This window comes from Bradyrhizobium sp. 41S5, from assembly GCF_011516665.3.
In the GTDB taxonomy this organism is placed as follows: domain Bacteria; phylum Pseudomonadota; class Alphaproteobacteria; order Rhizobiales; family Xanthobacteraceae; genus Bradyrhizobium; species Bradyrhizobium quebecense.
Window position 1 is genome coordinate 7,432,697 of the sequence record NZ_CP083721.1, and the last position, 23,942, is coordinate 7,456,638.

General features: G+C 57.7%; 19 protein-coding genes and 3 pseudogenes. 15 read left to right on the forward strand and 7 right to left on the reverse strand.

Going from position 1 to position 23,942, the window contains the following annotated elements; translation table 11 throughout:
• Positions 1 to 17 precede the first annotated feature (17 nt).
• The 4 genes from HAP47_RS35690 to HAP47_RS35705 all read left to right on the forward strand — a co-directional run bounded on the left by HAP47_RS35690 (position 18) and on the right by HAP47_RS35705 (position 3,721).
• Positions 18 to 554, forward strand: a complete 537-nt coding sequence (locus HAP47_RS35690; protein WP_176396263.1) for a hypothetical protein — start codon at positions 18 to 20, stop codon at positions 552 to 554.
• Positions 555 to 556: 2 nt separating this feature from the next.
• Positions 557 to 982, forward strand: a complete 426-nt coding sequence (locus HAP47_RS35695; protein WP_173643918.1) for a tetratricopeptide repeat protein — start codon at positions 557 to 559, stop codon at positions 980 to 982.
• 8 nt (positions 983 to 990) lie between these two features.
• The gene (gene sctV, locus HAP47_RS35700) at positions 991 to 3,108 is read left to right on the forward strand and encodes a type III secretion system export apparatus subunit SctV (RefSeq protein WP_166104774.1); all 2,118 of its coding nucleotides are present in this window, start codon (positions 991 to 993) and stop codon (positions 3,106 to 3,108) included.
• A gap of 208 nt (positions 3,109 to 3,316) precedes the next feature.
• The gene (locus HAP47_RS35705; protein ID WP_231168601.1) at positions 3,317 to 3,721 is read left to right on the forward strand and encodes a tetratricopeptide repeat protein; all 405 of its coding nucleotides are present in this window, start codon (positions 3,317 to 3,319) and stop codon (positions 3,719 to 3,721) included.
• Positions 3,722 to 4,870: 1,149 nt separating this feature from the next.
• On the opposite strand, the gene HAP47_RS35710 is transcribed toward HAP47_RS35705, so the two are convergent.
• Together HAP47_RS35710 and HAP47_RS35715 are read right to left on the reverse strand one after the other, a co-directional pair.
• Positions 4,871 to 5,302, reverse strand: coding sequence for a hypothetical protein (locus HAP47_RS35710; protein ID WP_231168602.1), 432 nt, complete (start codon positions 5,300 to 5,302; stop codon positions 4,871 to 4,873).
• Positions 5,293 to 5,532, reverse strand: coding sequence for a hypothetical protein (locus tag HAP47_RS35715; protein ID WP_173643915.1), 240 nt, complete (start codon positions 5,530 to 5,532; stop codon positions 5,293 to 5,295). Before HAP47_RS35715 ends, HAP47_RS35710 begins: the two co-directional genes overlap by 10 nt.
• A 1,019-nt stretch (positions 5,533 to 6,551) precedes the next feature.
• Between HAP47_RS35715 and HAP47_RS35720 the strand changes: the two genes are divergently transcribed.
• From HAP47_RS35720 to HAP47_RS35730, 3 genes and pseudogenes are all read left to right on the forward strand, one after another.
• On the forward strand, positions 6,552 to 7,301 hold the full coding sequence (locus tag HAP47_RS35720) for a hypothetical protein (RefSeq protein ID WP_166104787.1): 750 nt from the start codon (positions 6,552 to 6,554) through the stop codon (positions 7,299 to 7,301).
• Positions 7,302 to 7,360: 59 nt separating this feature from the next.
• Positions 7,361 to 8,080 (forward strand): hypothetical protein, encoded by a 720-nt coding sequence (locus HAP47_RS35725; RefSeq protein ID WP_166106206.1) that lies wholly within the window; start codon positions 7,361 to 7,363, stop codon positions 8,078 to 8,080.
• 234 nt (positions 8,081 to 8,314) lie between these two features.
• Positions 8,315 to 8,842 (forward strand): annotated as a pseudogene (locus HAP47_RS35730) (IS630 family transposase); the annotation flags it as partial.
• 324 nt (positions 8,843 to 9,166) lie between these two features.
• On the opposite strand, the gene HAP47_RS35735 reads toward HAP47_RS35730, so the two are convergent.
• Together HAP47_RS35735 and HAP47_RS35740 are read right to left on the reverse strand one after the other, a co-directional pair.
• On the reverse strand, positions 9,167 to 9,412 hold the full coding sequence (locus HAP47_RS35735) for a hypothetical protein (protein ID WP_224924204.1): 246 nt from the start codon (positions 9,410 to 9,412) through the stop codon (positions 9,167 to 9,169).
• A 168-nt stretch (positions 9,413 to 9,580) separates the two neighbouring features.
• A complete protein-coding gene (locus HAP47_RS35740; RefSeq protein ID WP_173643913.1) occupies positions 9,581 to 11,200 on the reverse strand; it encodes a hypothetical protein in 1,620 nt (539 codons plus the stop codon).
• 926 nt (positions 11,201 to 12,126) lie between these two features.
• On the opposite strand from HAP47_RS35740, the gene HAP47_RS35745 reads away from it, so the two are divergent.
• Entirely contained in the window at positions 12,127 to 12,408 is a 282-nt protein-coding gene (locus HAP47_RS35745) for a hypothetical protein (protein WP_210285308.1), read from the forward strand.
• A gap of 1,718 nt (positions 12,409 to 14,126) precedes the next feature.
• On the forward strand, positions 14,127 to 15,197 hold the full coding sequence (locus tag HAP47_RS35750; RefSeq protein WP_166103738.1) for a cytochrome-c peroxidase: 1,071 nt from the start codon (positions 14,127 to 14,129) through the stop codon (positions 15,195 to 15,197).
• A gap of 630 nt (positions 15,198 to 15,827) precedes the next feature.
• Here HAP47_RS35750 and HAP47_RS35755 read toward each other — a convergent pair.
• From HAP47_RS35755 to HAP47_RS35765, 3 genes are all read right to left on the reverse strand, one after another.
• Positions 15,828 to 16,688, reverse strand: coding sequence for a prolyl oligopeptidase family serine peptidase (locus HAP47_RS35755; RefSeq protein WP_231168603.1), 861 nt, complete (start codon positions 16,686 to 16,688; stop codon positions 15,828 to 15,830).
• A 214-nt stretch (positions 16,689 to 16,902) separates the two neighbouring features.
• A complete protein-coding gene (locus HAP47_RS35760) occupies positions 16,903 to 17,748 on the reverse strand; it encodes a DPP IV N-terminal domain-containing protein (protein WP_231168604.1) in 846 nt (281 codons plus the stop codon).
• 78 nt (positions 17,749 to 17,826) lie between these two features.
• A complete protein-coding gene (locus tag HAP47_RS35765) occupies positions 17,827 to 18,156 on the reverse strand; it encodes a hypothetical protein (protein WP_231168605.1) in 330 nt (109 codons plus the stop codon).
• A gap of 329 nt (positions 18,157 to 18,485) precedes the next feature.
• Between HAP47_RS35765 and HAP47_RS35770 the strand changes: the two are divergent.
• The 6 genes and pseudogenes from HAP47_RS35770 (at position 18,486) to HAP47_RS35790 (ending at position 23,938) form a co-directional block, all read left to right on the forward strand.
• Positions 18,486 to 19,768, forward strand: a pseudogene (locus HAP47_RS35770) (IS256 family transposase).
• Positions 19,769 to 20,547: 779 nt separating this feature from the next.
• Positions 20,548 to 20,685, forward strand: a complete 138-nt coding sequence (locus HAP47_RS35775; protein WP_166103741.1) for a hypothetical protein — start codon at positions 20,548 to 20,550, stop codon at positions 20,683 to 20,685.
• A 369-nt stretch (positions 20,686 to 21,054) separates the two neighbouring features.
• The gene (modC, locus tag HAP47_RS35780) at positions 21,055 to 22,251 is read left to right on the forward strand and encodes a molybdenum ABC transporter ATP-binding protein (protein ID WP_173643911.1); all 1,197 of its coding nucleotides are present in this window, start codon (positions 21,055 to 21,057) and stop codon (positions 22,249 to 22,251) included.
• Positions 22,235 to 22,677 (forward strand): annotated as a pseudogene (locus tag HAP47_RS35785) (DUF2478 domain-containing protein). The gene modC and the pseudogene HAP47_RS35785 overlap by 17 nt, the downstream one beginning before the upstream one ends.
• The gene (locus HAP47_RS41415) at positions 22,625 to 22,804 is read left to right on the forward strand and encodes a DUF2478 domain-containing protein (RefSeq protein ID WP_256460455.1); all 180 of its coding nucleotides are present in this window, start codon (positions 22,625 to 22,627) and stop codon (positions 22,802 to 22,804) included. The pseudogene HAP47_RS35785 and the gene HAP47_RS41415 overlap by 53 nt, the downstream one beginning before the upstream one ends.
• 579 nt (positions 22,805 to 23,383) lie before the next feature.
• A complete protein-coding gene (locus HAP47_RS35790; RefSeq protein WP_173643910.1) occupies positions 23,384 to 23,938 on the forward strand; it encodes a peroxiredoxin in 555 nt (184 codons plus the stop codon).
• Positions 23,939 to 23,942 lie beyond the last annotated feature (4 nt).

Consider the following 23,942-nt stretch of genomic DNA (forward strand, 5'->3'; position numbering starts at 1 on the left):
GAAGAAAGGAGAAGCCTATGGCCCGACTGCCCCAGCACCCTGTAGGGTCCGGCCCCTTGTCGCAGGGGTATGACGCGGGGGAGCATGCATCGGTCAACGGCCCGCCCCCCCCGAAAGCCGACCACATCGAAGTCGAGGGCGCTCATGCAGATGGCGCCACGAAACAGGCGTCGTGGCGAGACGCATCCGCTCAGGATCTGACAATTGATCCTGCGAGCGAAGCCGCGCTCGAGGTCGGCCCGATCGATGCAATCTCGCGCGTCACTCTCTTCGAGAGGGCTGCTGGCGCAAATGAAATCGACCCCCGCGCTGTACTTGCGTCACTTTATGGCCACAATCTGTCACAAGGCCTGCTCTCCTTCGTCATTCCACGCCTGCGTCATCCGGACGTGCTGCGCGCAGACAGGCATGGTGCTCTTCTGGAGCGCTTAACGCAAACGCTGGAATCAACGCCAGACGACAAGACGGCCGGCGAATGCTTGGCGATCCTGCAGCAAGAACTGCGGCGGTTCCTTCTGCTCCGGCAAAATCAGAACAGCTTGATCAAGGGCTAGCCATGATCGAATCGGATCGAGTGCAGGATGCGCGCACCTCGGCCCCGGACGTTTCCAAGTCCGGCGATATCCTGCTGATCTCCGGGCCGGAGCGTGACCTGCTCTGCGCCCTCTCCTATGTCCACCTCGCGTGCGGGCAGAGCGCACAAAGTCTGGCCCTGCTACGAATCGCAGCCCGCGAACATTCCCAGGATGTCGATCTGCTCCGAATTCTGGCCTACACCCTCATCTCGGAGGGCCTTGGTGACGAAGCACTTGAGGTGCTCGATCAGCTGGACGCCGTTGATGCTCACCCGTCTTCACGCGTGCCTTTGACGCTCCTGCGCAGTCAAGCGCTGCGGGAGGCAGGCCGCATGACCGAGGCCCGCGATGTCTTCCGACGCTATGTGTCATTGCGCGGCAGCACCGCTCTCATCAAACAGAAATAGGGACCTTCATGGCCAACGCCTTGCGTAAATTCATCCTGCGCGCGCCGGCTCATCCGGATTTTATGGTCGCGTTGATGCTGCTCCTGGCGATCGGCATGATGATCATGCCGATCCCGATCATCGTGATTGACATGCTGATCGGCTTCAATCTTGGCTTTGCCATATTGCTGCTGATGGTTGCCCTCTATCTCAGCACAGCGCTTGATTTTTCCTCGTTGCCGGGCGTCATCCTTATCTCGACGGTATTTCGTCTCTCGCTGACCATCGCAACCACGCGGCTTATTCTTGCGGAGGGTGACGCAGGCAGCATTATCCACACCTTTGGCGACTTCGTAATATCAGGGAATATCGCTGTCGGAGTCGTCATATTCCTGATCGTGACCATGGTGCAGTTCATGGTTCTTGCGAAAGGCGCCGAGCGCGTCGCAGAGGTTTCTGCGCGCTTCACGCTCGACGCGCTGCCGGGCAAACAGATGGCGATAGACGCGGAGCTGCGCAATAACCATATCGATCAACACGAAGCGCGTCGCCGGCGCGCGGCACTGGAGCAAGAGAGCCAACTTCATGGCGCCATGGATGGTGCCATGAAGTTTGTCAAGGGCGACGCGATCGCTGGCCTGATCGTCATCTGCATCAACATGCTGGGTGGGATCAGTATCGGCCTGCTGTCCAAGGGTATGTCGCTCGATGAGGCGCTGCACCAATATACGCTGCTGACAATAGGGGATGCGCTCATCTCGCAGATCCCGGCGCTGCTGCTGTCGATCACGGCCGCAACCATCGTCACGCGTGTGAACGGGCCTTCCAAGCTCAGACTTGGTGCCGATATTGTCAACCAACTCACGGCAAGCACACAAGCCCTTCGCTTAGCCGCTTGCGTCTTGCTCTTGATGGGACTCGTTCCCGGCTTCCCTTTGCCGCCGTTCGTCATTCTAGCTGGGCTCTTCGCTGCAGCGAGCTATGTCAGGGTTGGGGCGAAAAGCGACAAGACGGCAGGTAAGACAAGTGCAGATGCCGCCGCTTCCGCTCGGGCTCTAGCACAGACCCAGGAACAAGCTGTTCATGCGGAGGCACTTCCGATCGCGCTATTCCTCGCGCCGGACCTGACGTATTTAATCGACAAGAACGAGCTGGAACAGTGCATCGCGCGCGTTTCGACGCTGGTATCGGCGGATCTTGGCATAACGGTCCCGCGTATCCCGGCTCAGGTCGATCAGCATCTGTCCAAGTCGCAGTTCAGGGTAGATGTCGACAGCGTGCCGGTGGAACGGGATGTAATCGATCCGACGCAACTCGCGCTCAACGACGATGTGGCGAACATCGAATTGAGCGGCATCCCCTTTCGACAAGAGCCGGAGACGAATCGGGTCTGGATCGAAGAAGGTCATGCGGCCGCCCTCAAAGCCGCGGGAATCGGATATCATCGTCCGAGCGAAATTCTTGCCTTGCGTCTCCACTTCACATTGACACGCTATGCACAGCGCTTGGTAGGCATTCAAGAAACCCGCCAATTGCTTGGCCGAATGGAGCAGGAATACGCTGATCTGGTCAAGGAAGTGCTGCGTACGACCACCGTTCCTCGGATCGCCGAGGTCCTGCGCCGCCTACTCGATGAGGGCATTCCAATTCGCAACACCCGCCTACTGCTGGAAGCCCTGGCAGAATGGAGTGAACGCGAGCAAAATGCGGTCCTGCTCACCGAATATGTTCGTGCCACCTTGAAACGGCAGATCTGTTTTCGCTATGCCAATGCCCATCGGGTTGTGGCCGCCTTTATCATCGAGCGCGAGACCGAGGATATTGTCCGCGGCGCGGTGCGCGAAACCGCTGTCGGTCCATACCTCGTTTTGGACGATTGGCAGAGCGAGAAGCTGCTTGCACAATTCCGTCAGATCCATTCGACCATCGCTCGAAGTCAGAGCCAACCCATTATTCTCGGTTCGATGGATATCCGTCGTTTTGTACGAGGCTTTCTCACCCGCAACGGAATCGATTTGCCCGTTCTGTCCTATCAGGACCTCGCTTCAGATTTCACCGTCCAGCCGATTGGGTCCGTCAAGCTTCCGGCTGCCAAGGATAAGGCCGCTTCCTCGGAGCGTGGCGGGCTTCTTACCGCGCCGACTTAACAGAACGCAGCCGCTTATCCCGAGATGGCCCATGACTCCATATGCGATCAGCGTCGGGCGGCGCTTGTGCTCCTTTGGTCCGGGCTCGTGCCCAGCTCTTCTCGCCATATTGCTGCTATCAGCTTGTGCCGGCTCGGAGCGGTCGGCGCTCTCCCCGCAGCAGACATCCACATCAGATCCAGCAGGCGCCGTGGAGATTGATCCTGCCATGCGTGAGCGCATTGTTCGCGCCATCGATCGGAATGCTGACGAGCAGACTTTACGCGACACGTTGAGGCAACAACCGGACAACGTCGATGCGGCGATTCCTCTTGCTCGGGCCCTGCTGGGACGCAGATCCCCAGATGATGCGCTTGAGGTGCTCGACGCGCTCTTACTGGTCGTACCTGGCGACCTGCGCGCGCTGAATGCCAAGGGTGTTGTGCTCGACCACGAGGGCCGCCATCGCGAGGCACAAGCGCTATACCGCCAAGCTCTTGAAACAGCTCCCGCAAATGCGATGTTGCGTAACAACCTCAAAATCTCGCTCGCACTTGAAAGCAAGACGGAGAGCGGGAACACAGACCCACGGCCGCTAACGGACGGCCGGCAGGCGTTGGCCCGCTCGAGATGAGTTGGCGAACAGCAGCGAAGCGCCGATGCTGCCTGGTCGCCATAAAACTCCTCTAACTAGCTCGTTCTCGAAGGTGGACTTTGAGATCTCAACCACCGGGGCTCGGAACCGAGAAAGTACGGGACGATATCGGGCATATCGCTACGCATCCGCAGCGGTACTCAGATCCAATCTCCCAAAAAGCCCAACGCACGGCGGATATCGCGTTTCGCTTCGGCAGGAAAGCCGGATCGGAACAGGCGCGATATTTCAGCTATCAGCTGGGCAACAAAAGCGTTGGACTTCTTCGAACCGAGCCCGGAGGCCTCATGAGCGAGCTCTTCAAAGGCGACAACGCGTGGTACTCTTTGATCACTGACACCAAGCATCCCGCGCGGGAATGGACCCGGTGGCGGCATGGAGTTCAAACCACACCAGGAACGGCATGCCATTTGACGCCGCGGCCTGACGCTTCACTGAAGGCACCTCCACACTGCTCAAGTTGCGAAGATCCGCAGCCTGACGTTGCACCCCGCCAGAACAAGGAGGCGACGCCCGCATTCTGCGTGTAGTAAGTAGGCTTTGCGGGTTTTCGGACTATAGACCATGCGTACGCCGGGACGCTCGCACCGCCCACGACAGGAGCACTCGGATGATCATGCCGGTTCGCCGAAACTGGAATCCAGACGAATTGTTCCATGGTCTACAATGCTCACCGCCGAACCATCGGTTGTACGCGCACGTTGGAACAAATTGTGGCCTGATCTGTACACAGAATATGACGCCACGCATCAGAGGCAAGAATTACAGGTCCGAAATCTGGACATTAGATGACGCTGAGGCGTTTTTTCAAGTTGGGCGCCGACGAAGAACGTCACACCGATGGGTTCATCCGCATCATTGAACTTGTCGCTAACGGATCCGAAAACGCGCTACGCGCGCTATCGAGACACTCGATCGCATGATTTTGATCCGATCGGTGCACACCTGAATGACGAATTCTCCTTGATGGTTATGATCGCATTTGATGAGATGTGCACTTGCCCCGCCTATGCTGCCGAAAAGTCGTTCTATGATGGACTTGGAAACGACACGTTCCATTATTGGCTCAGAGAAAGTGATTGCCGACGAGGCGGTTCACTCAATGAACGCCGTTGACGTTATTCGCGCTCATACAGCGACCGCATTGGCGAAGTCGCCGCAATTCTCGACAACCTCATCAGGCGCGTTACCGACAATCTGAATCATTCTAGAACCTTCGTCCTGGATTATTTCGGCGGAGTGTACGATAGAGCGATGTTTGCCAGCTCCCGTCTCGCTGTGATGAGCAACGTTGCCAAGCCAATCGCGGTGTAGAGAGAGGTGGATGGAGCCATCGGCCACGACCCATGGCACCGCGCAGCAATCGAGCAGCCGTGCACGACGGCCTGAGCCGGACAGCTTTATTGGACGGCGCAGCCTCATAGGCTCTTTGCACAGATCCGCATCCAAATCAATCTCACAGCGAGCCTGAAAAGCTAAACCGTCGCTCTCATTGCCCTGCGATCCGCCGTGCGCCGCAAGTCGCCATGCTTGCTCAGTTGCTGCCGAGTTCACGTCCATTTCACCTGCAATGTCGTGTTCGTGACGTTCTCACGGTTGAGCGCGCTGCCAAGAAGGCAAACTCCGCGTTTTGTTTTGCAGTCACTTGACCACGCAGTGCGCCCATCGAGAGCCGTCGAGCAATCGGTCCAGCTTTGCTCGGCTGCTTGCGAACGGTGTGCGGCTCCCGCTTTGTCGGCTTCCTTGGCGCGACGGAACTTGGCCCCGATGTAACGAAAGGCGATCGCCATTGAGTATGGAGCTCCGTGGCGACCGAGGTGCGAGGCGCCGCTCCTGGTGCCCTCCACTCGATGGCGCGCACCGCCTGAGCGGCTCTGCACACCATACAATCCAAAGTCAGCTTGATGCTGAGCTCCATGAAGCCTCTCACTGACAAATATTCATCTGGGTCGAGCTGCGCACATCGTGCCGGCGACGCCAGCTCTGCTAACGAACGGCAACTGGGCCGAGAAGCCCACAGGGGAATGGGCCGAGCCCCCAAGCAGCGGCTTGCGGACCAGCCCGGCTGAGGTGGCTCGGCCGATGCCCTCCTGTCCAGGCCCGCGAAGAAAGGCTGGCACCGACCGGATAACATCCGCCGAAACAGTCATCGCTGAAGCTGCGGCAGGCGGCGGCGCCGGCCTGTTCAGCGGATGCGTCTGACCTAGCCCTACTCTGCATCGCGACATGTTCCTGTCAACTTGGTGGATGAGGAAAAACCACAAGGCGCGTCTTAGGGAAGTCCTGCGAATTGCGGAACGGCACACCTTGCAACGACTGCCAATCTGCCGAGCTGCAGACAGAGGACGACTTTCATCAAAGTTTTCTGGGCAGCGTTCGGTCCTGCTCCGCAGCCTCGACGCAAGCCCACCTCATAGCACCGCCTCGATCAGTTCGATCAACGCTTGAATCTGACGCCACGTGCGATTCCCGTCATTTCATGCTGATCGAGAATCGGCAGCATCAAGTAGCTAATGGTAATCGCGATGATCACCACCCGCGCACAGTTGTTTCCTCGAGAACTTCCCTTCAGCTACTCGCAAACCTCTCGTGGAGTACGATCACGAGTGATTAGTTGCTGTTCTCGACCTACATTCTCACTGCAATCAAGTGGCCTCTGCCGCTCGCTGTTGCAGAATATTCATCAGTTGCGCGGCTCCCGCATCAAAGATGCCATTGCCCCTTCTTTCTGCCATGTTCGCGTCCAAAGCAGAGGCTCGCCGAGCGCGTACTTCGCGCGCGGCAACAGCGAGTGTCTCAGGAGATTTTCATGGTGAAGCCAGTTGTGATCGTGGTGGGTGCGGACAAGGGAGGAGTCGGAAAGACGACCGTATCACGAACGCTTCTGGACTACTTCAGCGTCAATAAGGTGCAAACACGCGCATTCGACACGGAGTCGCCGCGGGGAACGCTGAAGCGCTTCTATCCCGAGATCACCGAGATCGTCGATATGACGACCACCGCGGACCAGATGAAGATTTTCGATACCCTAAATGCAGGGCTATCCGTCACCGTCATCGATGCTCGCGCCGGCTTATTGTCCTCAGCACTGGCCTCCTTGCGCGACATCGGCTTTTTGGATTCGGCGCGGTCCGGCCAGATCACCTTTGCCGTATTCCATATCTTGGGATCATCCATCGCTTCTCTGGACGAGATCGCTGAGACCGCGACCTTCATGAGCGGCGCAAAGTACTATCTGGTCAAGAACTTCATCAACGACACTCAGTTCTTTCAGTGGGACCAATCGACCTACAACTCCTATTTTCACCGCATCAAGCATGCGACCGAGTTGACCATACCGAAACTCAACGAGATGGCCTATGAGCAGGTCGAAGTCGCTTCCGTCCCATTCGTGGACTTCGTCGCAAACAAGGGGCGGAACGATGAGCCAGCGAACAACTCCTTCGTGCTGCGCGGTTATGTCCGGCACTGGCTGGCAAATGTCTGGAGGGAATTTGACCGTATCAACTTGACGGAGCTGGCCGGCGCCAGGTCAGCCACCCAGGCTGGCGAGAAGTAATTCGATTCTCGGCGCGCTCCGGGTTGAGCCACGTACCAAACAACATTGATCTGCTGGCTATGTTAGCGACCCCACTCTACATCATCTGCTCTCCTAGCCCGCAGGTCGGCAAAACCCTCATCGCTCGCCTCGTAAGCGAGTTCTTGCTGCTGAAACATGGCACCGCGTTGTCGTTTGATGTCAATCTGAAGGAGCCGTCATTGCTCGATTACCTTCCCAACATCACGGAGACCGCAGATGTGATTGATACTTACGGCAAGATGCAGCTGATGGACCCACTGATCATCCACGATCGGGTAGCCAAGGTGATCGACCTCGGCTTTCATGCCTTCGACGAGTTCTTCAAGATGTGCGAGGAGATTGGCTTCATCAAAGAGACGGCGCGCTGCTATGTCGCCCCTATCATCTTGTTCGTCGCTGGCACTGACCGCATCTCCATGCGAAGTTATGAAATGCTGCGGCAAAGGATTCCGACGCCGGCGCTAGTCACTGTGCACAATGAATTTGTGCTCCGCGGAGAATTACCTGGAGCGATGGATGGCGAGCGGGTACTTCGGATTGCCGCGCTGCCGCCGTTTCTCAAGAGATATATCGACCGACTTAGCTTCTCATTCACCGGGTATCTGCGCAACGAGAAGGACTGGTCTACCGAACTACATCAGTGGATCCGCGGAAATTACACTATGTTTCGCGATCTGGAATCCAGTATGATCCTGCGGGGCCCCTATCGATCTCGGGCGACGAACATCGCGAGCCTAAGGAGCACAAGGGCCACGTGAGGTTCTGTCTCGCCGTCCATTTCGATTAGAGATGAACGTATGCAACTACCAGATTCATTGCCGGGATCGCCGAGTCGAGAGCACTCCGTTTTATCGTGATCGGCAGCGCTTACGCCGAACGGCCGATCCGGACACGCCGGCTCTCGGAAAGATCAGTGACCAGCTGACGTTGCGAGGAGCCAGACGTATCGACGGCTCTTCCATCAAGTGGTGCTTCACAGCTAGGCCGGACTTGATCCGGGCCGGCTCGTCTTCATCGATGAGACTTGGATCAAGACCAACATGGCCCCTTTGCGGGGCTAGGGCCCCAAGGGCGCACGCCTGCGCGGCTTCGCCCCGCACGGTCACTGGCGTACCCTCACATTCCTCGGCGCGCTCCGCCATGACCAACTCACGGCACCCTGCGTCTTCGACGGCCCGGTCAACGGCGAATGCTTCTGCGCCTATGTGAAGCACCTTCTCCTGCCAACCCTGCGCGAAGGCGACATCGTCATTCTCGACAAGCTCGGAAGCCACAAGTCGAAAGCTGTCAGGCAGATGATCCAGGCTGCTGGCGCCAGGCCCTGGTACCTGCCGCGATACTCGCCCGACCTCAACCCGATCGAACAGGCCTTCTCCAAGATCAAACACTGGATGCGGCAGGCTCAGAGGCGCACCGTCGAAGACACTTGGCGCCAAATCGGTCACCTCGTTCAGGACATCCAGCCTCGCGAATGCGCGAACTGCTTCGCAAACGCCGGTTATGCTTCAGTCAAAATGTGAAACGCTCTAGCGACAGGAACCGCATGCCGAAGCGACCTGCCGCAGCTCTTGAAAAACCCAAAGCTCATCCGCTGTAACGTTGCTGACCCCTACCACGAGGCGGCACCTGCCCTCGACGTAATCAACAAAAGCTATCCTATGTCTTCTTGGATGATGAACTGCCGTCTCGCTTGGCATCAGCCGCGAGGATCGATCTTCCAACATCGCTCATGGCGTCACAGATAGAGGCCGCCAAACGCCCATGACCCGAGTCATGATCGCACGCGTGTTCAGGTCAACAATTGAGCATCTGCAGCGATGCGATAGGTGCTTCTTAAGGTCCAGTCACTGCAGTCGATCCGCACCGCGACCGATGAACTCAAGCACCGACTGCGCGTTGCTGATCTCGCGTGAGACGCGCTTCAATATCCGGATTGCCGCCTCTTCGGTCGCGATCAGTCCCGCACTCTCGCAGGCGATCCCGAAATGATGCATGACCTGTTCGATGGAGGGTACGATACGGTTCTGCAACAAGCTGGTCGTCAATGATGAGAGCATGTGGTCGACGACATCCTTTTCAGCCTCGATCAACAATTGCGTCCCTTCTGATTGTTTACTCACTTCTGTGTGATGTGACGCTCCCGATCACATCATTAGGAGCTCGCCGCGTCGATTCGTTGTGTCGCGGAGTCGCTGCATGATACGCATTGAACAGCGCAACCGGGAGATTTCTTTGCTCGGTTACCTCGGCTGCTGGGACTACTTCTCCTCAGTACGGAGCTGCGCTGCTCCAGTTTGCGTAAGTTTCAGCTGCCTGATGATCTCCGCTATCGCCTCGTGGCGGGCAGCGTCTTGCGGCCATTTACTGAAGCCATCCAGCAGATTCTCCGAATCCGGCTTGGTAAAGTCAAAGAGCCGGATACCGCGGCCAAGGACCTCATTGATGACTGCGATCGTGGCTTGGCGAGCGGCGCTCTCTCGCGGCCATCTGTTGAAACCGATCACTATCCCCCTGAGGTCCTGGGCAGAGAAATCTGAGAGCCCGGTCCCGCGCTCGGTGCGGCGAAGCACCTCGCCCGCGAGCATAACGGTCACTTGAGCGCACGGCAGCTCCTCCGGCCAATTGCTGAAGCCGTTCACTAGATTCGCCAGCCCCTGCTGCGAAAAATCGTCTAACTGGCTAGCACGGCGCAAGACCTCACGAGCGAGTGCGACCGCGGCGCGGCGAACGGCCAGCTCCTCCGGCCACTTGCTAAAACCGTTCACCAGGTTTGCCAACCCCTGCTGCGTAAGATCGCGGAGTTGCGCAGCACGGCGAAGAACCTCCCCAGCGATCGCGACTGTAGCCTTACGACAGACCGCATCTTCCGGCCATTTGCAAAATCCGTTCACCAGGTTCGCCAGCCCTTGTTGGGTATAATGAGGAAGCTGGGTGGCACGGCGCAGGAGTTCACTTGCGATCGCGACTGTCGCCTGACCAGAGACCGCGTCATCTGGCCATTTACTGAAGCCATTCACCAAATTCGCCAGATCCTGCTCGCTAAACTCACGAAACCGGGCGGCACGTCCGAGGACTTCACCCGCGATCGCGACTGTAACTTGACCGTAGGGCCGCTCATCTGGCCACTTGCTGAAACCGTTCACCAGGATGGCCAATCCCTGCTGCGCAAAAGCGCGGAGCCGACCGGGACGGCGCACGATTTCAAGTGCCAGCGCGGCCGCAGCTTGGCGCGAGGTCACTTCTTCCGGCCATTTGCTGAAACCGTTGACCAGACTCACCAACCCTTGCTGTGTAAAGCCAGAGAGCTGGTGGTGGCGGTTCGCACGGCGAATAACCTCACCCGCGATTGCGACGGCGGCCTGGCGACAGTCGGCCTCTTCTGGCCATTTGCTGAAACCGTTTATCAGCGCTGCCAGGCTCAGATTGTTCAGCTCTTGAAGCGACCTGCTTTCCTCGCGACAAAGCCTAGCTATTCGGATCGCTCCATAGTGACATTCCGAGCTTCTGGAGTGCCGGCCGAATGACGCTGCAAAGATAGATAGCGCCCTGATTCCGATTTTCGCCATCAGAGCATGGTCAATCTGCGACACACGAGAAGCGATCTTTTCGCAAGCGTCCCGCCCCGGCTGACCTCCGGCTTTTCGACTCACCGCGTTGCACGTCGTGGCATAGCCCCACGATCTTTCGGCACGGATGCTGTCCTCGAAGCTTGGCAGGAATCTAGATTGAAACTCAACGGCCGCTTTCTGCAGAAACACCAGTTGGTCTTCCTTGCGGAGCTGCTTGTCGCGCGCGACCACTACGGTTGAGAATTCAACGATGTCACGAGCACGATCAATTTCGCTTAGCGCCGTCGTCAGGTTAGCTTCAGCGGACATACGACCTCCGAGCTTTCACCACGGCGCACCGTGCGGCCACGCGCTCAATGTGACCGATCATCGCCTCTGGCTGGCAATGCCACCTATGCAATTGGAGCATCTCCTTGCAAGCTCCCGGCTCTTCACTCAGCTCGCTGTCGCTGCGACGAGACACACGGTTGCAGCTGTTGTCACTCCTGTCCGTAGCATTCTATCGTCTCACGCAATATCGCGACTTCGTTCTTTCCACCCCGATCGACAATAACAGAACGGCGTCGTCCCGCCGAGGATGCAGCCGATTTTCCTGCCCGTCGCCCAAGCGAGAACATCGGCAAATAGTGAGCCATCCTGCCCGATCATTATCGCCAATAAATCGTAGACGCCTGCCAAGCGCGCCTTTGTCTTTACGCCTCTGCGAGGTTACAACCTGACGCAACGCTAGATTCAAGCTGCTAAATCGGCATTGCGACGCGGACGGCGTCAGCCGCCGATCTTCTCTCGTTCAACACTATTTTAAATGCCATTTTACGATCTGCTCGCAGCTCGAGCTCGGCGCGTGCCGCTTACTCGATCGAGTTGCGGGTGCTCATCTTATTCCCTTTGCGAGAAAACATCACCCCTATGCGAATCCCATGATGGGGTAAGCGCCGCCCCTCACTGTTAAATCTTCTATGGACACAGATGGAACGCAGAAATAATGCAACCTACACGATTCAACGCCGGAAAACGCAGCAATCTGCTGCAAATTCTAGTCCCACGCACGTCGTAAGATGATATGCGATTGATAAGAACCTTGCATACGTTGAATCGCTCACCACATTTTGCCGGGGAATGGCAGTAAGCCGCAAGTTCTCAGACGCAATCAATCGGCGTGAATGTGGGGCCATGGAGCGGCTGCGCACTGCAGACGGTGCACTTAATACTCCAATGCCAGGTGAACATCCGTGATGATTTCGATTGACGATCGATTAAGTGAGCTCAGGTGGATACGGAACGAGATCTGGCGCTGTCGTAGGTTGCTCGAAACGGAGCTGCCCGGTGCGGAGCGCGAAGTCGTTGAGAAGCGTCTGCTTGAACAACTTTCTGACTTTAAGCGGCTCTTGCAGGTCGCAATTCCCTTGACTTTATGCTCTGAAGTTAATTCGACCGAAATCGCCTCCACTGAAGCGCCCATCGAGAGCGCCGCAATGGCATCGACCGACCGCTTCGGAATGTCGATTGGTAGCTGATATGAACGGCTGCTCGTGCTCGAGAAGCCCCTTCAAAGCTGACGGGAAGGGCGAGCGCGGAGCGCTCTGAGTTGAAGACCGCCATGGGTTGAACCGCGCGACCCTAACCCAAACATGCAATCCGATAGATCCCCCGGACCAGTTGGTGCGAACCGATGGCTTATTTACTGCGGCCTCGCACGCCGCCGAATTGACTGCAGCGCTGATAACGAGCGCAACAGCACCGCAATTACCATCTTTAGATCACATTAAAACCTCGCACATGCTTGCGCTTTGATTGCCTAGCGACGCCTATGGCGTCGTAGCGCGCACGTACCCGCTGGAAGATCAGATGCAACCAGCTAGGCGACGCTTTTAGCCCGATTGACTTTCGAGAACCTGCGTGGCGAAAGCTCCGGCGCCCTATCAATTCTGGCACGTCACTGTGGTTGATATTGCAAAATTGCCGCGCCGGCGGCATCATTCCCGATGCGGGACGATCAGCTGGCTGTTGACGCCTGGTTTCGATCTTCCGCTTCTCTTCGCCGCGGTGGGCATCACTCGGCGACATTCGATACGCAAGCTTTTGAAATTGTCCTTCAGACAAAACATGGCCGCGTCTATATCTCCACGTCCTGTGAAGTGATCACAGAAGCGCATCACATCTGGTCTGCAAGACGTCAAGACCTCCTCTGACCTCAGATCCCGAGCGCGGGCGTTCCCTGTACACCACGTGGCCGCAATCGCAATCGCTGCAAGGCCGGCTAGATAGCGAAGCGCCCGGTAAGCCCAACTCGTTAGTGGCTCCCGATTCAACAAGAACTCCCTAAGCTGCATATCCTTCACTATCGTTCTTTGCGCCACGCGCAACATATGGAAAAGGCCACTGCAACGGTAGCAGCGCTCCTGCTATTGTGGACCCGGCTTGCAACACTTGCGAGTCATTGTTGCACCACGCGCAATAGAATTGTTGCGGGCCACAGAACAATAGAGATTGGCTGCATTTGCAGATCCCGCAGCCCATTCTGGATCTTGAGACATTCGCGATGTTATGTTCCTTACTAATGTTCCGTTCTGCAAAGGCGTCCGATCCTCCTTAGCAAGGCCCACACCTACAACCTGACGCTGCGGTCGATTCAAGCACTTTGATCGTCGAAGCCACTGTCACAACGTTCTTGGCTGGAATATTTATAGCTTGACGTGAGCGAGTAATGCGCACTCCACGCGGCAGCGCGCACGAAAACGCCATTTGATGTCGGCCGATGATCGCGGCCCACCGTTGATAGCGCAGCGTATTATTGAAGGCGTCGCAAGGGCACAGCGGATCCATCGAATCGATCGCCCGATTGCGTCAAAGCTGCTCGTTTTGTTCGGCGTCTGACCAATGTCTTGAAACCTGCACGGTCGAAGAAGGCCGGACCGACAGCGCACGACCTGAGCACACAGGCTCGAAGCGTAGACCAGAACTCCTTTGGTCGGGGCTAGTGGTTGTTGGTCTGTGACGGGCGCCCGATTCAGCAGATTCGAGCGGCCTTCTGCTATTGCTAGTCTGCAATTGCTTGGACCGATCAGCAGCTTAGACCTTAAGCTCCCCTGGCACGGCGGTTGCTACTCCGACGACGGCGGATGAGTCCTGGTATGCAGTCTAGCCGCAACACGAGCCGGGCGAGACGGGCAGGCACGCATGCCCCACCCCGATGTTCGAAATACCGGCAAAGGCGACGAGAGTGAGGCTTAGTATGAGGAAATCAGCGGTACGCGAGCTTTACATGGTGGGCACGCTATATGTCTTGGCCGCGGGGGTCCTGGCTTCGTCGGCGGCAGGCGCCGATAATGATTTGATGAGCGCCGCGAGGCGGATTTTCAGGCCGATCCCCTCAATCGTTCCCGCGGTCAAGGACAACCCCATCACCCACGAAAAGGTCACACTCGGCAAGACTCTGTTCTTCGATCCGAGGTTATCTGCGAGCGAGGTCATTAGCTGCAATACATGTCATAACCTTGGAACCGGCGGAGTGGATGCTGGCCCGACATCGGTTGGGCATCGCTGGCAGCTGGGATCACGTCGCGCACCAACAGTCTACAACGCCGTCTTCAATGTGGCGCAGTTCTGGGATGGTCGAGCGGCAGACCTCAAAGCGCAGGCCGAAGGTCCCGTCCAGGCTAGCGTCGAAATGAATGCGACGCCCGTTCACGTGGTCGACACATTGAATTCAATGGCCGAGTATATCGTTATGTTCAGTAAGGCGTTCCCCAGCGATGCAACGCCGGTTACCTTTGAAAATTTCGCCAAGGCCATCGAGGCTTTCGAGGCCACCTTGATCACGCCCGCCGCCCCTTTTGATCAGTACCTCGAGGGTGATGCGTATGCCCTTAGCGATCGGCAGAAAGCGGGATTAAAGTTGTTTATCGAAAAGGGATGCTCGTCTTGCCACAATGGTATCAACGTCGGTGGGCAGGATTACTTCGCTTTCGGTGCGGTGGAGCGGCCCGCCGCAAGCCTACTGCCGAGAAACGACAAGGGCCGCTTCGCCGTCACCAAGATGCCCAGCGACGAGTATGTTTTCCGCTCTGCGCCGTTGCGCAACGTCGCATTGCGGCCCCCCTACTTTCATTCCGGCCAGGTTTGGAGCCTCAAAGAAGCGGTTGGCGTAATGAGTGAGAGTCAACTCGGCGCGAAGCTTAGCGATACAGAAAAAGATGACATCGTGGCATTTCTGAATTCACTCACCGGGCAGCTGCCTAAGATCGATTATCCGATATTGCCCACGCGTACCGACACAACGCCTAAGCCCTCCGTGCACAAATAGAGCCATCACCGCAGCAGAACCAGGCGCTTGTCGCGCAGGAATGCGGTTCGCTGCGGCGAAGTGAAAAGGCACGGTCTCAAGCTGGAGCTCGCTCACACTCTGGACAGCAAAAAGCAATCCGGCTCCGAGTTCCTGCGGGTGCCATCGGCTTTGCCATAGAAGCAAACATTGCCCGAGCGTGCCGTGAGCTCTTATATCTCTCCTTCCATCAGCCCCCCTCGCCTGACCTGGCAAGCGCGAGTGACCAGATCGTCAAAGCGCTTCAGGCGATCGTTCCTACGATGGGTGAAACGTCATCGATCGCTGATCGTGACCGAACTTGCAGTTTGATACAAGGCCGACAAGACGGATTTTGCTCCGATTATGGTGCACACGATCCGGGTCGCGAACAGCTCGCCCGTCAGTTCCTTTCGACTGTTATTTGTCGCGAGGACCAAGCACGATGTCGCGCAGCTTCGCGATGCTCGCCGTCGCGCGAGCGGCCTTCGTGCTCCTGATTGGGGAGCGCAACTGATGCGGCCCTCGTCAATCCGTCCTCGATCGTCGGTGTCAGAAAGGTGCCGCGCGCCGATCCGGATTGAAGCAGGTATTGCCGGGTATAGCGCTGTTAGACGGACTCGCGATAGGTCTTCAGCCATCATGGCCTGACTTGCTCTTCGGCCGCTCGATTGAGCTGGCGTTCCAGTTCGGCGGTGCTTGCTCGAGAATGTTGCGGACGAAGAAAAGCAAGAGCTTGAGCTGCGCATAACGGCCGGGAACTCCATGATCTGCACCGGGCACATAAAGCATGTCGAAGTATTTTCCCGCCTTAATGAGCCGATCTGCAAGCTGGAAGGTGGCGGACGGATCAACATTGCGGTCCATTTCGCCGACAATGAGCAGCAGCTTGCCCTCTAACCTGTGGGCATTATCGATGGCGGAGGACTGCGAATATTCGATCCCGACCGGCCAGCCCATCCACTGTTCGTTCCACCAGATCTTGTCCAGCCGGTTGTCGCAGCAGCCACTGTTTGCGACCGCGACCTTGTAGAAATCGGGAGGGAAAAGCAACGCGCTAGCCGCGTTCTGCCCGCCAGCGGCCCCGCCAAAAATGCCGACGCTGGCGACATCGTACCAAGAATACTTCGCGCTCGCCGCCTTGTACCATAGGATCCGGTCGTGAAGGCCCGCGTCTTTCAGATTTTTCCAAGCAACATCATGGGACGCGCGCGAGCGATGATTCGTACCCATGCCATCGATCTGAACAACGATAAAGCCGAGCTGCGTGAGCGGCTCAAACGATGCCGAGAAGGATTTGGGAACAAAGGAACCTGTCGGACCTGCATAGATATGCTCCACCACGCGGTATCTTTTGTTTCGATCGAAATCAACGGGCAGATGAATGACGCCCCATATGTCCGTCTCGCCGTCGCGCCCCTTGGCGTTGAAACTGACGGGTGGCTGCCAGCCAGCGGCGATGAGCTCGGCAATCTCGGCGCTCTCAACCTGCATCAATTCGGTATTATCATTGCGCGGTACAGCACCATGCGGGGCGGAACATCAATGCGAGACCAAAGGTCGACATAGTAGCGACCGTTAGGCGAGAATTCGATGTGATGATTTGCCGGCTCAGGTGTGAGGCCGTGAGTCCCTTCCCATCAAACTCAATGCGATAGGCATGGACGAAATAGGGATCGCCGCCGGGGTGCATTCCGCTCGCGCTAAACTAGATCTGATGCTTGATCGGATCAATATGATACACCGCGCGGACCACCCAATCACCTCTGGTGATCTGGTTTTGGAGCTCGCCTGTCCTGCCATTGAATAAATCGAGATGCTCGTTACCATCGCGCTCCGAGGCCCAGATGATCTCCTTCCCATCATCGATGTCGTAGCGGAACGTTTTTCCAGTATTCACCTGGTCCATCACCAATGGCTGGAAGTCGACGAATGTCTTGCTCACCTCATCAATCAGCGAGCGCACTTGACCTGTGGCGGCGTCGACCTCTATCAGACGATAGAGCTGGTGCCCACGCTGATTAAACTCGAAGGTGAATCCCCGACCGTCTTTCCACCACTGGACCGCCGAAAGACTGTACGGATTTTGGAATGCGGCGTTATCGATTGCAATCGCGCGTCGGCTCGCGACGTCAAACAGCACGGGCTGGAGTAGTGTGATGGCATCGCCCGGCTTAGGATACGTCATCGTGGAATGCTTGGGTTCGAGCTGGTCCGCCGGCGAGGGTTCGAGGTAATGGACCTCCCGCTGGAGACCCGGACGGACTCGGTAGGCAGCCAGGTGCGTTGAGGCCGGAGACCAGCTTAGCGTGAAGAGAGCATAATAGTCGGCTTGGGACCCGTCCCAGGTCAACTGGATGTCCTGCAAGCCATCCTGGCTGCGCAGGTAGAGGTTATAGTTGCGAATGTAGGCCAGCCATTTTCCGTCAGGCGAGGCGCTTGTCCCGTCGGGATCGTTCTCTGCCAGTGGCGTGTCGTCATAGGGCTCCGCTGGCTGTCGCCCGGTTGCATTGCAGCACCTGTGCAGGCATCGCTGACAAGATCGCAGCTCCAACGCATATGCTCGATATTGAAGGTAATCTTGGCACCCTTGTCGGCCAGCTCGAAATGGTCGAAAGGAAGATTCTCTGGCCTATAGTGCTTGTGGCTCGCCCTGTTCAGTGCCGTCGCGAGGCGCTTGATCAAACGCCGGCTGCCTTACCCCAATGCCGGCATCAACGAGAGTGAACTGCTGCTTGCCTCGCGTTGTCCGGCGGTAGACGAGCGCGTCGCCCTCGCCGAACCAGAACGGCACGTCAGGCACATTGACAGTAAGACGAGCATAGCGGTCCTCCGTTCTGAGCGCCCGCTTGTAATCGGATTGTGCAAGCGGCGCATTCACGATGTCCTCTGGCAGGAGCTCTGCGCTGCCTTGCATTCTTGCTGGGAACAGCGCCACCGTCACGGCAAGAACTTTGTACATTCTTATTCACCGCTCCTAATTGTAGGCTGAAGTCAATCTGAGTGACTTCCCGATTGATATGCCATTTCCGGTGGACACAGCTGTCCTTTGTCGTGCCCTTGATTCTTTAGTGACGCCTGCACTAGCCTTTGGTAAGAACAGAACCGTTCGGCGTTCTGATGGACATTGGCGGCTCGCCAGAGCTGCAAGCGCCTCAAACAATCCACCACATCGCATATCGCCGCACGAACCGAGCTATCGCTGAAAGTTGGCGACGGCGGGAATCGGGAAGGCGGCATATCGTGGGGGTGCTTGACGCCTCCACTTCTCCACCGAAGGAGCGATATGCCGTGTCCAAAGATAACATCATCAAGTTGATTCAGCCAGGAAACGTCGACGATCAACTCACCGAAATCTTGCGCAATGGGGCGCGTGCTCTGTTGGCCCAGGCGGTCGAGGCCGAGGTCGCGGACTTTCTCGGCAAGCATGCCGATTTGAGGACTGCGGACGGCCACCAGCGCTCGTGCGCCACGGTCACCTGCCGGAACGCGAGGTGATGACCGGTATCGGTCCGGTCGGCGTCCGCCAGCCGCGTGTACGCGATCGCGAGGCGGAGGCTACCGATCCCGACCGCATCCGGTTCTCTCCGTCGATCCTGCCGCCCTACATGCGCCGCTCGAAATCGATCGAGACGCTGCTGCCGATCCTTTACCTGAAGGGTATCTCCACCGGCGACTTCTCCGAGGCTCTGGCGGCGCTGCTCGGCAAGGATGCTGCCGGGTTGTCGGCATCCGCCATCGGCCGTCTGAAGGACGGTTGGCTTGACGAACACACCGCGTGGCAGAGGCGCGATCTGTCGGCGAAGCGCTACGTCTACATCTGGGCCGATGGCATCCATCTCCAAGCACGCCTCGAAGACGAAAAGCAGTGCATCCTGGTGCTGATCGGCGCGACGCCGGAAGGCCGCAAGGAACTGGTCGGCTTCACCGATGGCGCCCGCGAGAGCGCGCAGGACTGGCGCGATCTGCTGCTCGACCTGAAGCGGCGCGGGCTCGGCGTGCCGCCGCGGCTCACCATCGCCGACGGCGCGCTCGGGTTCTGGAAGGCCGCCGGCGAGGTCTGGCCGAAAACGCACGAGCAGCGCTGCTGGGTACACAAGACCGCCAACGTGATCGCCAAGTTGCCGAAGAGCCAGCAGCCTAAAGCCAAACGCGCGTTGCAGGAGAGCTGGATGGCCGAAACCAAGGCCGCCGCCGAGCTGGCGTTCGACGCCTTCATCGAGAGCTATACGCCCAAATACGAGAAGGCGGCCGACTGCCTGAGCAAGGATCGGGACACGCTACTGGCGTTCTACGACTTCCCGGCCGAACACTGGAAACACCTGCGGACCACCAATCCCATTGAAAGCACCTTCGCTACCGTGCGCCACCGCACGATCCGATCGAAGGGCTGCCTGTCCAACAGAACGGCGCTCGCGATGGTCTTCAAACTGCTTGAGGCCGCGCAGAAAAGCCGGCGTCGTCTCGATGGCCGCAACCAGTTGCCAAAACTCGTTCTCGGTGTGACATTCAACGACGGGATCGAGCTCATCGCCAAACCGACTGACCGTCAGCCCATAACCGCCGCCGCCTGACCGGCCGCGCCGTCACCAAAATTTGGCGATAGCTCCAACACGCGATCCGCCTGTGATTGCTGCAGCACCGACGTTACGGTGTTCCCTCCACACCACTTATCGCGTGCAGACTCTATGCCAACGAGTAGTGTACCTCCGCGTTCTTTTGACTACGATATCGTCACCCGACAAGATCGGTCATTGTTGAAACAAGGCGCCAGTCTGAGGAGCACAAAACGCATGCAGTGTCGGCCAGCTGTAGCGACCAATGTCCGGAATGTCATTGCGAATGGGAGGTATTTGTCGCGCCCGTTGCCAAATCACTCAAACAAGTCGCCTTCGGATTTCGGGAAGCGCGGACTACGCTGACAGTAGGATCCGATAGATCAACCCGATGAGAACTTACCCGATCAGCTGTGGAGGCAACCGGGGATATCCATCATCATAGATCGTTAACCGGATCGGGCGACAAATTGGATAATCTAAGCTTTTGCATCAAGAGCGATCGTCACGACCGTGCGGTCACCAGCCCACTTCTCGACGCAAGCCCGCAGCATCTTCAGCTTTTGATTTCGTCTACCCTGCATGGCCGGTTGGCGACGCGAACGTCTGAAACCCAACGATACAATGCGGCCATTCCACACACTGTGCTCCGACCTATGCGAGTTCACGATGAGCCGAGCAGGCCGCGCACCCTATTTTTGAACGGCACGCGGATTGCTGGGCAAGGAGCAAGGGGCTGCCGCGTCGAAAGCTCCTCGCGGCGAACCACCCTCGGAGTTCCAATGAGGCTTATCCGATTGATCCTGGTCGATCTGAGTTTGATGCTGCTTGCTCCGCAAAAAGCGGAAGCCATCAATATCGGCGCCGGCGCACATTTTAATTTCGGCTATCAACACTGTGGCGCCATTGGATTGCCAGCCGCGAGGCCGTATTGAACTGGCGCGATAGCCCACGCCTCCACAGCGAAACGACGGAAGCCATGCCATTTCAACGATTGGATAATCTCCGTCCGGCCAACCCGGCTACGAATTGCGCGACACTGGAACCCCACCTTACCTGTGTCATCGGCAAACGCGCGCGGGAGCGTTCGATTGCCGCGATGTTCGATGGCGCGGAGACGCATAAGATGCCGGCTGTCGTAACACCGTCAATCTGCAATCCAGCGACCACCTAGTGGCCTCCCCTGGGGCGGAGACCGCGCGCTGGAACCAAACAGACTGGATTGTCGGCGGCATGGTGATCATCTCCCTTGCGGCCATTCCGCCCGCGACCGTGATTGATCGCTACAGCAGAGGTGCAGGCAAGTGAGATACGCAAAACCTGGCCATATCGAAGTCGCCTTCAACGGCTCTCTCGCAGCAGTCCCCCTAGATGCACAATTCAGCGTACCAGCTAAAGGTGTCACGGCCGTTTTCGGTCCCCCTGGGTGCGGCAAGACCACGCTCGCGCGCTGCATCGCCGGCTTTCAGCGTCTACCGAGCGGATTCTGCGCGATCGATGGCGAGATTTGGCAGGACGAGACCACGTTTCGGCCGCCCCATCTGCGTCCCGTCACGTATGTATTCCACCGAACGGTCCTTTTTTCCCATTTATCCGTCAAGCGTACCCTTTTGTATAACGCGAAACAATCCAAGCCAGCACTGATCGACTTTGATGGTGTTGTCGAATTGCTCGACTTGGCGTCACTGCTTGACAGTTCGCCATCACACCTTTCGGGCGCCGAGCGACAGCGGCTTGCCCTTGGCAGCGCGCTGTTGGCCCAACCCCGGCTACTTTTGCTGGATGACCCGCTCATTTTGCTCGACCGCCCCGCCAAGCGCGAGATTATGCCATTTCTCGAGCGCATACGTGAACAGCTCACGTTGCCGATGATCTATATCAGCCATGACATGGCTGACATCGAGCGCTTTGCTGATCATCTCGTCATGATGAAAAATGGCATTGTGACTGCGGTCGGTCCCCTGCATGCCATACAGAGCAATCCAGCGCTTGCCGTGCGCGGCGAAGCGGCGGTCTGCATCGACACCGTAGTCGGCGGCTATGACGGGCGCTACGGGCTGATCATCCTCCGCCTCCAAGGTGCGCGTCTGTTGATACCTGGACCGCCCTTGAGACCAGGCGCGCAGCTCCGGCTGCGCATCGCAGCCAGCGACGTCAGCATCGCGCGCGAGGCCCCGCGCGCAAGTTCCATGCTCAATATCTTTCCGGCACGCATCAAGGCCTCTCTGCCGTTCGACGAAGCTGAGGTCACGTTGGTTCTGGCTCTCGAAACTGGCCGTTCGGGCGCGCCACTTTTGGCCCGCATCACACGCCGCTCCTTTGATGAACTAGGCCTTAGCAATGGAACGGGCGTATTCGCCGAGGTCGCGCGAGCCTTGCCGGCCGTGCTCCCCGAGCGGTTGCTCATAACGCCTTCCACACCGGCAGGAGAAGCTCGACACGTAAGTGTCGACGCGAGAAACAAACAGAAATCGGACCACGGCCATGATCGGCAACCTTGAAGAAATCGATCCGAATGCTGTGGCTGCGATTTTCTACCGGCCGAAAGACGACGTCGATAGGTTGCTCGCCGATTTCGTTCAGGATCTTGCGCGGCAAGCCGTACGCGTCGACGGCATCGTCCAGCGTCGCTTCTGGGCAACAAAGGGTACGCACCTATGCTTGCAGTGGACGTTGCGACGGGGCAAGAGATCTCGATTTATCAGTCACTCGGCAGCGGAGCTACGTCCGGTAATCTCAATACGACTGGACTTGCCGAAGCCGCAGCTGTCGCTTCCCGGGCGCTTTGCGACAAGGTCGATCTCCTTGTGATCAGCACATTTTGCCAGACAAGAAGCCGTTGGCCACGGCCAGCGCGCCAAATTCACAGAGGCCATCACCCGCGGTGTGCCACTCTTGACGGCCGTTCCAAGAGCATGTCTTGCTGATTGGCAAACTTTCACTGGGGACATTGGTAGGTTGCTACTAGTGTCGAGGAATGGTGGCGCGATATCTCCATCCCGCCAGCGCGCCGCCCGGGCGTTAGTCGCGGCTGCGGCCATTTGGGCGCTATGATACCGGACAGCTTGATGACGTATGTGTGTAGTTCGGATATGTTGACCCCGAAATTACCCGTCGGGCTACTTCGCCGACAACGAAAGCAAGCTTAGCTCCGGCGTCCGCCCAACATTGTGAGCCACCGTGATGCTCTGTGAACGTGCTGATTGCGGACCCTGATCGGCAAGAAGCCGCACTTCGACAAGCTGCGCGCGTGCTTTACCCGGTCGACGCTAGCATCACCCCCTCAGTCGGTTTTGCAGTGCCTGTCGATCGAAGACGGATCGTCGATTCAGGTCCGATTGCCGTCTTTGCCGCAGTCCTCGAACCCGGACCGTGCACTGGCTGCGGATCTTCGGAACCGCGGCAACCCAATCGCCACATAGCATGGCCCTAACCGATACTCCAACGCGAACATCGCGCATCCGCAAAGCATGATTGAAAGCGAGTGTGAGATTCAATCGAAACATGGATCAAATGCACGCAGCCACGTCACTAGTTGGCGTCGTCTCAGCAATCGGGTCTTGAGAACGGATGGCATATAGCTTGCTTCACCGGTGAGGCACGATTACCATAAAACAAACTCGTGAGGACAGCATGCTTGGAATTGGAAACCAGTTGCCGCCGTTCGAAGTCACAGGCGTGAAGCCCGGCTTTCAAGCGCAAGAAGAAGAAGGACAGAGTGCGTTCGAGACGCTGACAGAAACAAGCTTTCCAGAAAAGTGGAAGATCATCTTCTTTTATCCCAAGGACTTTACGTTCGTCTGCCCAACCGAAATCGCCGAGTTTGGCCGGCTGTCCAAGGAATTCGCCGACCGCGATGCGATCGTACTGGGCGGTTCAACCGACAACGAGTTCTGCAAGCTCGCCTGGCGACGCTCACATGTCGACCTTCACAACCTACCGATCTGGCAGTTTGCCGACACAAAGGGGGCCCTGGTCGATGGCCTTGGCGTGCGTTCACCCGAGGGTGTCGCCTATCGCTACACCTTTATCGTTGACCCCGACAACACAATCCAACACGTCTATGCGACTAATCTCAATGTCGGGCGCAGCCCCAAGGACACACTCCGCGTTCTGGACGCGCTGCAAACCGACGAGCTCTGTCCCTGCAACCGCGAAGTCGGCGGCAAAACCCTGAAGGTTGCATGAGGCC

Excerpts from the sequence above, each read along its gene's own strand:
- HAP47_RS35690 (WP_176396263.1), top strand. The coding sequence starts at position 18 with ATGGCCCGACTGCCCCAGCACCCTGTAGGGTCCGGCCCCTTGTCGCAG.
- HAP47_RS35695 (WP_173643918.1), top strand. The coding sequence starts at position 557 with ATGATCGAATCGGATCGAGTGCAGGATGCGCGCACCTCGGCCCCGGAC.
- sctV (WP_166104774.1), top strand. The coding sequence starts at position 991 with ATGGCCAACGCCTTGCGTAAATTCATCCTGCGCGCGCCGGCTCATCCG.
- HAP47_RS35705 (WP_231168601.1), top strand. The coding sequence starts at position 3,317 with ATGCGTGAGCGCATTGTTCGCGCCATCGATCGGAATGCTGACGAGCAG.
- HAP47_RS35710 (WP_231168602.1), bottom strand. The coding sequence starts at position 5,302 with ATGGACGTGAACTCGGCAGCAACTGAGCAAGCATGGCGACTTGCGGCG.
- HAP47_RS35715 (WP_173643915.1), bottom strand. The coding sequence starts at position 5,532 with ATGGCGATCGCCTTTCGTTACATCGGGGCCAAGTTCCGTCGCGCCAAG.
- HAP47_RS35720 (WP_166104787.1), top strand. The coding sequence starts at position 6,552 with ATGGTGAAGCCAGTTGTGATCGTGGTGGGTGCGGACAAGGGAGGAGTC.
- HAP47_RS35725 (WP_166106206.1), top strand. The coding sequence starts at position 7,361 with ATGTTAGCGACCCCACTCTACATCATCTGCTCTCCTAGCCCGCAGGTC.
- HAP47_RS35740 (WP_173643913.1), bottom strand. The coding sequence starts at position 11,200 with ATGTCCGCTGAAGCTAACCTGACGACGGCGCTAAGCGAAATTGATCGT.
- HAP47_RS35745 (WP_210285308.1), top strand. The coding sequence starts at position 12,127 with ATGATTTCGATTGACGATCGATTAAGTGAGCTCAGGTGGATACGGAAC.
- HAP47_RS35750 (WP_166103738.1), top strand. The coding sequence starts at position 14,127 with ATGAGGAAATCAGCGGTACGCGAGCTTTACATGGTGGGCACGCTATAT.
- HAP47_RS35755 (WP_231168603.1), bottom strand. The coding sequence starts at position 16,688 with ATGCAGGTTGAGAGCGCCGAGATTGCCGAGCTCATCGCCGCTGGCTGG.
- HAP47_RS35765 (WP_231168605.1), bottom strand. The coding sequence starts at position 18,156 with ATGTACAAAGTTCTTGCCGTGACGGTGGCGCTGTTCCCAGCAAGAATG.
- HAP47_RS35790 (WP_173643910.1), top strand. The coding sequence starts at position 23,384 with ATGCTTGGAATTGGAAACCAGTTGCCGCCGTTCGAAGTCACAGGCGTG.